The organism is Nonomuraea roseoviolacea subsp. carminata (genome assembly GCF_024172185.1).
GTDB lineage: Bacteria > Actinomycetota > Actinomycetes > Streptosporangiales > Streptosporangiaceae > Nonomuraea > Nonomuraea roseoviolacea.
In genome coordinates this window covers 3,473,884-3,486,080 of sequence record NZ_JAMZEC010000001.1, presented here as the reverse complement: position 1 = coordinate 3,486,080, position 12,197 = coordinate 3,473,884, and the positions used below count along the sequence as shown (strand labels likewise).

Annotated in this window: 10 protein-coding genes; 5 read left to right on the top strand and 5 right to left on the bottom strand. The window is 72.1% G+C overall.

The annotated features are described in order from the left end of the window. Positions 1 to 48 precede the first annotated feature (48 nt). Both HD595_RS16265 and HD595_RS16260 read left to right on the top strand, forming a co-directional pair. Positions 49 to 432, top strand: a complete 384-nt coding sequence (locus tag HD595_RS16265) for a hypothetical protein (RefSeq protein ID WP_253769912.1) — start codon at positions 49 to 51, stop codon at positions 430 to 432. Next, a complete protein-coding gene (locus tag HD595_RS16260; protein WP_253769910.1) occupies positions 426 to 1,451 on the top strand; it encodes a hypothetical protein in 1,026 nt (341 codons plus the stop codon). The genes HD595_RS16265 and HD595_RS16260 overlap by 7 nt, the downstream gene beginning before the upstream one ends. Here HD595_RS16260 and HD595_RS16255 read toward each other — a convergent pair. The 3 genes from HD595_RS16255 to HD595_RS46750 are packed head-to-tail and all read right to left on the bottom strand — an operon-like array spanning position 1,417 to position 6,067. After that, positions 1,417 to 2,805: an ATP-grasp domain-containing protein gene (locus HD595_RS16255; RefSeq protein ID WP_253769908.1), complete on the bottom strand. Its 1,389-nt coding sequence runs from the start codon at positions 2,803 to 2,805 to the stop codon at positions 1,417 to 1,419. The two genes, HD595_RS16260 and HD595_RS16255, sit on opposite strands and share 35 nt — an antisense overlap. Next, positions 2,802 to 4,046, bottom strand: a complete 1,245-nt coding sequence (locus HD595_RS16250) for an MFS transporter (protein ID WP_253769906.1) — start codon at positions 4,044 to 4,046, stop codon at positions 2,802 to 2,804. The genes HD595_RS16255 and HD595_RS16250 overlap by 4 nt, the downstream gene beginning before the upstream one ends. Continuing rightward, positions 4,043 to 6,067 carry a PEP/pyruvate-binding domain-containing protein gene (locus tag HD595_RS46750; RefSeq protein ID WP_253769905.1) on the bottom strand — a complete coding sequence of 675 codons (2,025 nt, stop codon included), beginning with the start codon at positions 6,065 to 6,067 and terminating at the stop codon, positions 4,043 to 4,045. The genes HD595_RS16250 and HD595_RS46750 overlap by 4 nt, the downstream gene beginning before the upstream one ends. Positions 6,068 to 6,776: 709 nt before the next feature. Here HD595_RS46750 and HD595_RS16240 point away from each other — a divergent pair. Next, complete coding sequence (locus HD595_RS16240) at positions 6,777 to 7,772, top strand: hypothetical protein (RefSeq protein WP_253769903.1); 996 nt, start codon at positions 6,777 to 6,779, stop codon at positions 7,770 to 7,772. Here HD595_RS16240 and HD595_RS16235 read toward each other — a convergent pair. Both HD595_RS16235 and HD595_RS16230 read right to left on the bottom strand, forming a co-directional pair. Then, positions 7,753 to 9,429, bottom strand: coding sequence for a serine/threonine-protein kinase (locus tag HD595_RS16235; RefSeq protein WP_253769901.1), 1,677 nt, complete (start codon positions 9,427 to 9,429; stop codon positions 7,753 to 7,755). The two genes, HD595_RS16240 and HD595_RS16235, sit on opposite strands and share 20 nt — an antisense overlap. A gap of 223 nt (positions 9,430 to 9,652) precedes the next feature. Then, positions 9,653 to 10,666, bottom strand: coding sequence for a zinc-dependent alcohol dehydrogenase family protein (locus tag HD595_RS16230; RefSeq protein WP_253769899.1), 1,014 nt, complete (start codon positions 10,664 to 10,666; stop codon positions 9,653 to 9,655). Between the two features lie 117 nt (positions 10,667 to 10,783). Between HD595_RS16230 and HD595_RS16225 the strand changes: the two genes are divergently transcribed. Together HD595_RS16225 and HD595_RS16220 are read left to right on the top strand one after the other, a co-directional pair. Then, positions 10,784 to 11,632 (top strand): helix-turn-helix transcriptional regulator, encoded by an 849-nt coding sequence (locus HD595_RS16225; protein ID WP_253769897.1) that lies wholly within the window; start codon positions 10,784 to 10,786, stop codon positions 11,630 to 11,632. A gap of 45 nt (positions 11,633 to 11,677) precedes the next feature. Next, positions 11,678 to 12,163, top strand: a complete 486-nt coding sequence (locus HD595_RS16220) for a YcxB family protein (protein ID WP_253769895.1) — start codon at positions 11,678 to 11,680, stop codon at positions 12,161 to 12,163. The last annotated feature ends 34 nt before the right edge of the window (positions 12,164 to 12,197 follow it).

Here is a 12,197-nt window from a genome sequence, read left to right as displayed (position 1 = left end):
GTGAGCATGGCCGCATGATCACCACCCCCGCCCGACCAGCGGTGAGCCATGGCCGAACCGCCTCCTGACCCGCCGTCACGGCCCTCCATCGACTTCGATCACGACCAGCTCAGGAAGAAGGCCGCCCCGGCCTTCGACGCCGCCGCCGAGGCGTGGCGGCGGGCCGTGCGCGAGGCGTACGCCGCGCTGGACGCGCTGGGGGGCTGGCCGGCGCACGAGGAGGCCGACAAGGCGTTCGTCGAGTGGTACAAGCCGAAGCGCGACGAGATGCGCCACTGGACCACCGACTTCGCGAAGGTCTACGAGGACATCGCCGACGGGATCCTCACGATGCGCGCCAACACGGCCAAGGTCGACTGGGGCATCGCCGACGACCTCAACCTCTCGGACGTCCCGGTCTACGACTGGCCGAAGGGCGACACCCCATGGTGACGCCGATCAGGCCGATGCTGTCGCCGACCGCCCTGTCCGGGGCCAGAGCCCTGTCGCCCGTCACGCTCATGACGACCCTGCTCATCGCCTCCGGCGGCACCATGGTGGCGCTGCGCATCTACGCCGGCGTCACCGCACCCGAGATCGACCCCGCCGAGCTGCGCAAGGCCGCCGCCGCCTTCCGCCGGCTCGCCGACGACCTCGACGGCCCCGAGCGGCCGGCCCGGACCGACAGGGCCGGCGGCGTCGCGGAGCTGGCGGACGACGCCGCCGCCTCGGTGTGGAACAACAACGGCGGCGAGAGCGTGGACACCTTCGCCCGCCTCTACATCGGGCGGGTCATGGGCTTCCCCTCCGCGTTCGCCAAGGACTGCCGGGTGATCGCCGCCGGCTGCGACGCGTACGCCGGGCTCGTGGAGGCGGTGCGCAAGCAGCTCGCCGAGCTGGACAAGGCGATCGTGCAACTGCTCTGGCTGGTCTGCTTCCAGCCGTTCACGACCGCCTTGTACGGCGTGGCACAGGCGATGGCCGCCGCCCAGATGGCGCGCCTGGTCAGGCTGGCGCAGGTGCTCAAGGCCGTCTTCGGCCTCAACGTCGGCCGCGTCCTGCAGATCTGCCTGCCCGGCTACGTCCTGACCACCCTGAACTACGCCGCCGTCGACGGCGCCGCGTACGCCACCGGAGCCCTCGGGCTCGACGCGCTGAGCGACGCCGCCAACGGGCAGCCGGTGAGGTCACCCGGCGAGAACGCCGAGGAGTTCGGGGAGATCGTCGCCGGGAACACCGGCTACATCCTCGGCTACGACGTGGCCAAGCTGGGCCTGCCCGGCCCGGCCACCCGGGGCAGCGAGATGGTGGCGCGGCTGATCGGCTCGGGCTTCGGCTACACCCCGGTCAAGAGCGCCCTCGACGAGGACGACGACCAGGTCATGACCACGCCGGAGGAGTGGGCGTCCAAGATCGAGGGGCACGGGCTGCGCGCGCTCATCTTCCCCCCGGGCTGGAAGTTCGGCCGCTGACCCGCTCCGACGCCTGGTTGAGCCCGTCCTCCAGCCCGTCGAGCACGGCGTTGCAGTCCCGCAACAGCGTTTCCGCGTCGGCCGCGGTGAGCATGAAGACGCCCAGCCAGTTCGCGACGCCGGCGGCGGGGTCGTAGGCGGGGACGGCCTGGCCGATCGGCCGGTCGAAGGCCGCCACGGGCTCGATGGCGCTGCCCGGCGACAGGATCGCCGGCCAGTCCACGGCGCGGGGCAGCCAGGGGGGAGTGCTGCGCCACGGGTTGCCCGCGGAGTCGGCCGGGACGGCGACGACGGAGGCGGCGGCGCCGTGCCCTTCGACCAGCATCCGCTCGGGGTAGACGACGCGTTCGCCGAGCAACTGCCGGGTGAGCATCGCGATCGGGTCGAGCCCGAACACCTCCTCGACCTGCTTGGTGATCATGACGCCGCCGAACCTGGCGCCGGTCTCGATCACGACCGGCAACTCGCCGGCGCGCAGCTTCAGCTCCGTGTGCGTGCCGCACGTGCCGAGCCCGAGCGCGTCCACGGCCTGCCGGGAGACCTCCTCGACGACGCGCTGCAACGGCTCGGGCAGCACGCACGGCATGAGGCTGGCGACCTCGTTGAACGGCGGGATCGGCGGCAGCCGCGCCGCGACGCACAGCGGGTGGTAGACGCCGTCGGCGACGATTCCCTCCACGCTCACGTAGTCGGCGTAGCCCGGCACGTCGTACCAGCCGTCGACGGAGCCGGTGACGATCTCCTCGGCGAGCAGGTGGCGGTCGGCCTCGGTCTCGTACAGCTCGCTCATCCCCACCTGGTTGCCCTTGTCCAGGGCGGCGGCGACCTGGGCCCACGCGGTGGGCACCTCGTCCGGTGAGCGCAGGACGAGCTGGGCGATCGAGCCGGCGCCCCACGCCGGCTTCAGCAGGACCGGCGGGGTCAGCTCGGTCAGCGCGGCGCGCAGGTCCGCCTCGGTCGAGACCCGGCGGAACCCGGGGATGGGCACGCCGGCCTCCGCCCAGCTCTCCCTCATGAGCCGCTTGTCGCGGGCCTTCGCCGCCGCGGTGGCGCCGGCTCCGGCCAGGCCGAGCCGGTCGGCGGCGTGCGCCACCGCCAGGACCGCGAACTCCGACAGCGTCAGGACGGCGTCGGCGCCGACGGCCTTGGCGTGCCGGACGATCTCGTCCACCGCGGCCTCGCCGCCCGCGTGGACCTCGGTGATGCTCGCGCAGTGCGCCCGCCAGCTCTCCGCCCCGGTGTCCGGCAGCGGCATGAGCGCGAGCACGTGCAGCTCGCCGCAGCCCGCGATGCGCGGGAAGGCGTGTTCGAGCGGCGCGCCGCCCTTGGCGTAGACGTACAGGATCGTGTTCACGTGACGTTCTCCTTCGTGGCCGTGGCGGCCTCCGCGGTGGCGCGCGGCCGTCGCCGGCTCCGGCGCAGCAGGACGGCCAGCGCCGCCATGAGCACGGTCGTGCCGACGGCGACATGGATGAGGAACAGGTTCATCGCGCCACCGGACAGGTAGCCGCCGAGCGCGAGCACCACGAGGGCGCAGACGGAGCGGTCGATGAGCGACTCCAGGGACAGCAGCGTGGCGCGGTGCCGCGAGTCGGTGATGGCGGTGTTGATCAGCCGCCGCTGGACGGGGAAGACCAGGCCCGAGGCCAGCGAGAAGACGCACAGGCAGACCACCGTCCCGGCCAGCCCGGCCGGGACGAGCAGGGCCAGCGTGACCGCCATGAGCACGGTGAGCGCGAACACCACCGGCACGTCCCCGAAGCGCCGCAGCCACGTCGAGCGGGCCGCGCCCATCAGCTCGAAGACCGTGGTCACCGCCATCACCACGCCGAACACCGCCAGCGGCAGCCCCTTGACGGTGAGGATCGGCTGGAAGAGGTTGGCCTGGCCGATGCGCACCAGCGTGAAGACGGCCACCCCCTGGGCGATGAGCAGCATCAGCAGGGGTGAGTGCCACAGCGCCTTGCCCGCGAGGAGCTGTTCGCGCACCGACGGGCGCCGTCCGTCGCGCCCCGCGTCCCCCGAGGGCAGGGCGGGCAGCCGGAGGGCGAGCAGGACGGCGACCGCGCTGCAGGCGGCCGACAGCCAGTACGGCGAGGGCGCGTACCACTGCATGAGCGCGCCGGCGGCGGGCAGGCCGGCGATCCGGCCGGTCAGCGTGTAGGCGCGTCCGCTGCCCTCGGCCTGCTGGTAGGCCGCGACGGAATCCGAGCGCCGCAGGTACTCGTACAGGTAGGCGCTGCCCGCGCCGGACACCAGCGAGTTGCCGAGCGCGACGAGCAGGAAGTGGGTGAGGAACCCGGCGTACGACGTCCACGCGACGGGGACGAGGTTGGCCGCCGTCAGCACGAGCGCGCCGGCCTGCAGGAACCTGCGGTAGTCGAAGCGGTCGGCCAGCGCGCCGGTCGGGATCTCCAGCAGGCAGAACGCCAGGTAGTAGATGCTCTGGATGCCGAAGATCTGCCCGTCGGTCAGCCCGCTGTCGTGCTGGTAGACGTAGTAGATCGGCAGCCACCACAGCAGACCGGTGAACAGCTTGTAACCGTTGAAGATCCTGACGACCCGCCGGACGGCCGGTGGGGTGCCCGCCGTCATGACGTCGGCCGGTAGGGCCGGATCTGCAGGAGCTTGACGCGATCGCCGTCCAGGGCCCACTCGATGTCGACGGGGACCCCGTAGAGGTAGTCCGGGGAGAAGTGGGACTGCAGCAGGCGGCCGATCAGCGCCAGGCGGGCGAGGGAGTCCTTCGTGGCGGGGGCCAGGTCGGACCGCGCGGACCCGAGCGAGATCGTCCGGCCGCCGCCCTCGACGGTGTTGTAGAGGTGCTGCACGGGGTCGGCGGTCCCGGTGACGACGTCGGCGACCGAGCCCATGGAGATGTTGACGTAGACGTTCCTGAAGTCGCGGGGCTCGGCCGGGTTGCAGGTGACCAGGACGCCGCCGAGGGGCACCTCGACCCACTCCTGCACGATCACCCCCATGTAGCAGTCCTCCAGCGGGATGCCGGCCTGCTCGCGCAGCCGCACGCTGCGCGCGGACACGAGCGAGGACCACACCTCCTTGATGCCGTCGGCGATCGACTCCAGGGTGCGGGCGTGCGCCACCGACTCGTACACCCCGGCCGCGGAGAAGCCCGCGAGGTCCTCCGCGTTGGACGAGCTGCGCACCACGAACTGCCCGACGCCGGACAGGTGGCTGACGATGGCGTCGTCGATCCGCCGCAGGAGGTCGCGCGGCAGCCGCGTCTCGACGATCATCCGCTGGAGCTCCGCGCAGATCTCCTCGACGTGGTGGGTGCCGGCCTCCAGCGCCATCTTCAGGCGGCCGATGGTCTGCTGGATCCGCGGCGACGACTCCAGGAACTGCCGCTGCAGCGAGAAGGGCAGCGCGATGCCGCGCGGCACCTGGACGTGCTGCCTGACCAGGCGCTCGGCGGCGGCCGACAGCGTGGTTTCGTCGGCGGGGCCGGTGACGCCGAGCCGTCCGGCCAGGTAGCCGAGCAGGTCGGACCGCGGCGGCCGGGGGATCTGGTAGAAGCCGAGCCACCGGCGCGAGCCGTGTTCGAGCACGTGGCACACCTCGCCGAGGTTGGCGGCCTTGGTGCCGTAGCGGTAGTGGTCGCCCATCCGCAGCCCTGACAGGGGGACGATCTCGGCGGCGGCCGTCTCGGGCCGTTCCAGCGCGACGCGTTCGGTGGTCCACGGCGGCCGGGAGTCGAGGCCGGCGGGCCGCTCGGCCGCCTCGATGAGCACCTCGGGAGCGTCGGGCGTCACCTCGTACCGCACCCAGCAGCCGTCGAGGTCGGCCAGTCCGGGCCGGTCGAGCAGGTCGGTCTGGATGGCGTTGGGGATGCCCCACCCGGTGGCCAGCACGTTGGTGTGCGACAGCGGGGTGGTGTGCTCCGTGTTGACCAGCCCGGACACCCGGGGGATGTCGTCGGGCACGCGGGGCATGACGATGATGTCGTGCCACTCCACGGAGCCGGCGGCGGCGCGGTAGTCGGCGGCCGAGGCGAACAGCCGGAGCCTGCCGTGCGTCGCGCCGCTGTTGAGCGGTACGAACGGCGCCTGGGACAGCAGCTCGTGGGCGAGGAGCCGGGGTAACTCCTGCTCCGGGATGTCCGCGACGTGGGTCTCCTGCAGGTGGTTGGCCGGCTTGAGGTAGAGCGGGATCGACGGGTCGATGTGCGCGCGGACGTGGCGGTAGAAGGACAGCAGCATGTCCGCGGACATGGTGTCGGCCTCCACGGTCTCCAGCGACAGGAAGACGCGCTCCGCTCCGTCGCCGTCGTCCTCGCCGTCCTGCCTGCGCCGGTGCAGCGCGAGCAGGCCCAGCAGGAAGCGCCGGTCGGGGCGGACGTAGACGTCGTGGTTGAAGGCGTCGATGTCGCGCAGCAGGTTCTCCGCCGGGACACCGAGGATGTGCTCGGCGATGTAATGCACGTGCAACGGGTTGCGGGTGCTGTCGATGACGTGGAACTCCGCCTTTTCGAGGTCCACCACGACCTTCACGAACGGGAACCCGGCCAGGCGCCCGGCGAGCCTCATGAACGTCGGGACGGTCAACGGCACGTCGAGTGTGGCGGGAATGACGGAGGTGCGGGGAAGCGTTTTCACGTGATCTCCTTTCGCTACCGTGTGCGGGTTTCGCAACCGTGTGCGGGCACGCGGGAAAGCACCGTACGCTCACTGCGCGGACGGTGCCTGACTGCTGTTCATGGGTGGTGCGTGAGGGCGAATACGCCCGATGCGGTGCGGCCGCGCGGTCTCCCGGGGCAATGGCCGGAGACGTCAGAAGGGGCGGCGCGGCGGTTCGGTACGGCCCGCGGAATATTCTGGAGAATAACTCGCCGAGGTCACTGGGTCGCGAAAAGCTAATATCTCATCTGCTGCAACCTTAAACCTTTCTGCGTTCAAGCACGTCTGTGGCGGGGCGGTTGTGCGCCGCCGCCGGGTACGACGATACACATGCCCTGCAGTTAGGAAAAATCACCAAATGGCGGGCGTGGTGTGCCGCGTATGCCGGTGACCCCGGGTTTGCCGTCGTCAGCGGCGGGGACTATGATCATGAAGTAAATGCGGCGCGAATTCGCATTGCCGTACGGCGTATCTCGGTGTTTCCGCATCCGTCGATTTCGCGGACGCGCGGGCGGGCGCGTCGGCGGCGGTGTTCGCGCGCCGTGAGGGCCGGCCCGAAACCCGCTTGAGCGGTCGCGGCCGTCCTTGCCAGACTGGGATTCCGCCGGACCTGGACCACCAGGGTCACCCATCCCCGAGAGCCCGGCCGTGAGAGGGCTGGTCAGTGGAAGATCCCCGTCTTGACGATATGGGGCGCGCCGTCGAGAGCGCGGGCGGCCCGTCGCGGGCCGTGGAGACCGCCGGCGACCCGTCACGGGTCGTCGAGATCGCCTGTGACGAGTCCGGCTCGGAGGGCGAGAAGCTGGTCGGCGGCAACACGGACATGTTCGCCCACGCGAGCGTGCGGATCGACGTCCGGGCGGCGGAGCGCTGCCTCGACGCCGTGCGCGAACGGGCTCCCTCTCCCACCACCATGTACAAGTCCAGCATCCTGCGCCGCTCCAAGCACCGCTGGGTGGTGGCCTGGCTGCTGGGCCCCTCGGGCCCGCTGCTCGGGCACGCCCACGTCCACCTGATCGACAAGCCGCGTCTGTTCACCGTCCGGCTCGCCGACCTGCTCACGGGCGACCCCGCGCGGGCGCGCCGCCTGGCCGCCGCGCTCGGCCTGGAGGGGCCGCGGGTGTACGGCGCGGAGACCTGGACCGCGTTCCTGGCCTCGCTCAACGACCTGCTGCGGGCTCGCAACGGCCGGGTCGAGATCACCACGGACGCCGCGTACGACCTCGTGGAGTCCCTGCGCCCCGCCGCGCCGCCCGGCGGCCCGGTGGCCGAGCTCATGGACCTGCTCCTTCGCGCCAGGCCGCGGGTGGAGGCGTTCGGCGAACGGGCCCCCGGCGCGATGCCCGTCCTCGACCCGCTCATCGCGGCCATCGTCGGGACCGTCGCCCACTGGGGCCGGGACGGCGCGCGCGTGCGCGTCGTCCACGACCGGCAGACCATCCTGACCGACGACCGGATCGCCGAGCTGACGAGCCTCGCGGGGCCGCTGCCCGGCGGCGGCCGGCTGGACGGGTTCCGCCTGGCGGCCTCCGCCTCGGACGCCCGGATCCAGGTGGCCGACCTGCTGGCCGGCGCGGCCCGGCAGATCGCCGAGAGCAACCGCCGGGGCGGCGCCGACCCTGAGCTGACGGCGCTGCTGCGCCCCTACACGTCCTTCTGGGGATTCAGCGGGCGTACGTCTTGAGAACCTTGCCGTTCTTGTCCGCCGCCAGGTAGCCGGTGCCGTAGTCGTCGCCGACGTAGTACAGGATGACCGGCTGGTTGTTCGCGAACACCCAGGCGCCCTGCGCGATCACATAGTGCGAGGTCGGCTTCTTGATGCCGAGCCGCCGGTCGGCGTACACGCGCAGCTTCGGCAGGGCGTCCCAGTCGAACGACCGCGCCGCGAACGGCTTCGTGTCCGAGCTGAGCGAGCCGCCGACCGTTCGGGTCACGTGGCCGTCGCGGTACGTGTACGTGTCGTAGCCCTTCTTCTCGGGCACCGCCACCTGGGCGATCGCGTACTCCTTGTACAGGGTGAACCCCGTGAAGAGCTTGCTGCCCGACGCCTTCTCCAGCGCGGCGATGGCCGTGCGGACGCCGGTGGGGCTGAGGAGGTCACCCGCCTCCTTGGTGTTCTCCTCGGCCGGCTTGGTCTTGGCGGGTCTGGGGTTCGTCCTGGTGGGCGTAGAGGTCGTGCCGGGGGTGTCGGGCGTGGTGAGGTCCTGCAGTCGGGGGACCACGACGAGGGCGGCGGCGAGGACGCCGCCGACGGCGGCCATCCCCGCGATCGTGGCGGCCCGCCGCCCGTTCGAGCGCCGCTTCACGTCTTCCGTGGGCAGGCCCGTGTACGCCTGCCGCTGCCCCGGGCCGGTCGCGTGACCGCCTCCGTACGGCATGGGACCGGGGCCGGTGGCGTGACCGCCTCCGTGCGGCATGGGACCGGACGGCATGGATCCGGACGGCATGGATCCGGCGGGCGGCGGCGTGAAGGGCTGCTGAGGAGTGAAGGGCGGGGACGGGGGCGCGGTCACCGCCTGCTCCTCCGCCCGGGCCAGCATCCGGTCCAGCTCCGCCACCGGAGGGCGCGCCCCGGGATCGGACGTCAGCAGGGCGTGCAGCACGTTCGCCAGCGGCCCCGCCCGGTACGGCGGCGGGACCTGCCCGTTCAGGACCGCCGCGAGCGTCGCGATGGGAGTGTCGCGGCGCAACGGGTGACGCCCCTCCACCGCCACGTACAGCAGCATGCCGAGCGACCACAGGTCGGAGGCGGGGTCGCCCTCGTGGCCGCGCAGCCGCTCCGGGGCGATGTACTCGGGGGAGCCCACCACGTCGCCGCTGGCCGTCAGGCCGGGGGAGTCGAGCATGGCCGCGATGCCGAAGTCGGTGAGCACCGGGCTGCCGTCGGGGCGCAGCAGGACGTTCGCCGGCTTCACGTCGCGGTGGCAGATGCCCGCCTGGTGGGCGGTCCACAGCGCGGCCAGGATCCCGCGCCCCAGCCGGGCCGCCTCGGCGGGCGCCATCGGGCCCTCGGAGAGGCGGTCGGCGAGTGACCGGCCGCGCACCAGCTCCATGACGATCCACGGGTGCGCCAGGGCCGGCGTGTCCACGATGTGGTGGATGGTCACCACGTTCGGGTGGTCGAGCCGGGCCAGCGCGCGGGCCTCGCGCAGCACCCGTTCGCGCAGCATGTGGGCCCGGCTGGAGTCGGGGTCGGGGGAGTCCGACGGGCGGACCTCCTTGAGCGCGACCTCACGTTGCAGGGCCAGGTCGTAGGCACGCCACACCGTGCCCATGCCGCCGCTGCCCAACCGCCCGACCAGCTCGAATCGGCCGTCGATGACCGTACGCCCGGATGTCACAGCGCACAGCCTAGAGCCGCCAAAGCGGATACATCGGGTTGATCTTCTCTAAACCACCCGGCGCGATATCCGGACTCCCCTTTTCCCTATTTCTGGGTCACATGTTTCCTCGGAAGCTCTCCCGGCACTCCTCCTCGCGGCGGCCACCGCGACCCCCGCCGGGGCGAACGGCTTCGGCTCCGCCAACGGCTGCCGCGCGCACGGCTGGGAGCCCCCAGGGGTCTCAGCCGTGGCTGATGACGACCTTGCCGAAGCCGCCGCCGGCCATGCAGTAGCGGTACGCCTCATGGACGTCCTCGAACGAGAACACCCGGTCGATCACCGGACGCAGCCGGTGCGCGGCCATGACCCGGTTCACCTGGAGGAAGTGGGCCCGGCTGCCAGTCGCGACCGGGCGCACCACCGCGCCCGCCCCGAACAGGACCGCCGGGTTCACCGGCGCCGCCCCCTGGGCGCCCGACAGGCGGTACCCGACGAACGCCACCTCGCCCCCGAGGGCCACCGAGCGCAGCGACTCCTCCAGCGGCCCCGCCGGATCGACGACCCGGTCCGCGCCCCGGCCGTTCGTCAGAGCGCGGACCTCCTCCGACCACGACGGGTTCACCCGGTAGTCGATCACCTCGTCGGCGCCGAGCTCGCGCAGCCGCGCGGCCTTGGCCGGGCCGGACGTCGTCGCGATCACCCGGGCGCCGCCCGCCTTGGCGAACATCAGCGTGAACAGCGACACGCCGCCCGAGCCGAGCGTCAGCACGGTCTCGCCCGGCCGGGGCACGCCGCCTGAGGTCAGCGCGTTCCACGCGGTCACGGCCGCCAGCGGCAGCGCCGCCGCCTCCTCGTACGACAGGTGCTCCGGGATGGGCACCACGCCGTCCTCGCCGAGCACCGCGTACTCGGTCAGCATGCCGTCGACCATGGTGCCGAGCTGGGCGGCGTTCTCCAGCAGGAACGGCCCGTCCTGCCACTGCGGGAACACGGTGGCGGCCACCCGGTCGCCCGGCTTGACGCGGGTGACGTCCTCACCGACGGACACCACGTCGCCCACACCCTCGCAACCGGGCACGATGCCGGGCGTGATCGGCAGCGGGTAGTCGTTGTTCAGCACCAGCAGGTCGCGAAAGCCCAGCCCGTTGGCGCGCATCCGCACCACGACCTGCCCGCGTCCCGGTGTGGGCTCGTCGTGCTCGGCGGTGGTCAGTCCGTCGAGCCCGCGCCCCGGCTGCAGGTGATAGCTCCTCATCGCACATCCTTCCTCGCAATGTCTTCGGTACGAGAGGATCATCCGAACCAACGATGACATCGGGCAATTCCCTGGAAGGAATCGCCCGTTGTCGCACGAAGCCGGTAGAACTGCCTGGTGAGCATCACCATGACCGAGCGGAGCGGCGCCGACCGGACCGGCACCGGCGGCATCGGGAGCATCGGCGGCATCGGGCGCGAGCTGAAGCGGTGGCGCCACAGCCGCCGCGTCAGCCAGCTCGAACTCGCCACGCTGGCCGGCACGACCCAGCGCCACCTGAGCTTCATCGAGAGCGGCCGTTCCCTGCCGGGACGCGCCATCGTGATCCGGCTGGCGGAGTCGCTCGGCCTCACGCTGCGCGAGCGCAACGACCTGCTCACGGCGGCGGGCTACGCGCCGGTGTTCGCCGAGTCCGGCTTCGACGAGGCCGCCCTGCGTCCCGTCCGCGCGGCGCTGGAGCAGATCCTGGACGGCCACATGCCGTACCCGGCGCTGGTCGTCGGGCCGTACGGACAGGTGGTGGCGGCGAACCCCGCCATCGAGGTCTTCACCGAGGACGCGGCGCCCGAACTGCTCGAACCCCCGCTCAACATGCTGCGGCTCATGCTGCACCCGGACGGCATGGGGCACCGCGTGCGCAACTTCCCGGAATGGGGCCGGCACGTCATCGAGAACCTCCGCGCCCGCGCCCGCCGCAGCCCCGACCCGCGCCTCGACGCCCTGATCGACGAGCTGGCCGGGTACGTGCCCCAGACCCCGGTCGGGCCGGAGCACCTCGGCTTCGCGGTGCCCATGCGGCTGGCCTCGGCCGACGGGGAGCTGCGGCTGATCACGACGCTGACGTCGTTCGCCACCGCGACGGACGTCACGCTCGCCGAGCTGCGCCTGGAGGCGTTCCTGCCCGCCGACGACGCCACGTCAGACCTCCTGCGCGCCCGCGCCGGCCGCCGTCGCGCGTCCGCGTAGCCCACGGTGGCCCTGACGATCAGCCGGCGAGGAAACGGACCTTCGGTGGACTTCACAGTCGAGTACACGCCCACGCGGGACGAGGTGGCGCGCGCCCTCGGGCAGGGCGTCAAGCGGCAGCTCAGCGCGCTCCGCGTGGCGCTTCCGGCGATCCTCGTCCTGGCGGGAGCGGCCTGCGCCGCGATGGGCGGCATCGGCCTGGCGGCCGGCATGCTCGCCGGGGCTGTCGCGTTCCCCGTCGCGCTGACGTGGGCGATCAACCGGGCGGCGCGGCGGCAGCTCGCGTACCTCTGCGTCCCGACGACGCTCCGGGTGACCGGCGACGGGTACGAGTGCCGGACGGACCAGTACACGACCGCCCTCAACTGGTCCATGTTCGGAAATATCGTTAACACGCCGGAGTTCTGGCTGTTCTTCATCGGCAAGCAGTGCGCGGCCTTCCTCCCCAGGCGCGCCTTCGACCCCGACCAGCAGGCCGCCCTCGACGCTCACTTCGCCGCCCGGCGCTCCACGGGCCCATCGGTCACCTAAGATCGAAAACGTCGCCGGCATCCCCAGGGAGAGC

Bases quoted from the DNA above. Each gene is read 5' to 3' on its own strand.
- HD595_RS16265 (WP_253769912.1), top strand. From the start codon at position 49: ATGGCCGAACCGCCTCCTGACCCGCCGTCACGGCCCTCCATCGACTTC.
- HD595_RS16260 (WP_253769910.1), top strand. From the start codon at position 426: ATGGTGACGCCGATCAGGCCGATGCTGTCGCCGACCGCCCTGTCCGGG.
- HD595_RS16250 (WP_253769906.1), bottom strand. From the start codon at position 4,046: ATGACGGCGGGCACCCCACCGGCCGTCCGGCGGGTCGTCAGGATCTTC.
- HD595_RS16240 (WP_253769903.1), top strand. From the start codon at position 6,777: ATGGGGCGCGCCGTCGAGAGCGCGGGCGGCCCGTCGCGGGCCGTGGAG.
- HD595_RS16230 (WP_253769899.1), bottom strand. From the start codon at position 10,666: ATGAGGAGCTATCACCTGCAGCCGGGGCGCGGGCTCGACGGACTGACC.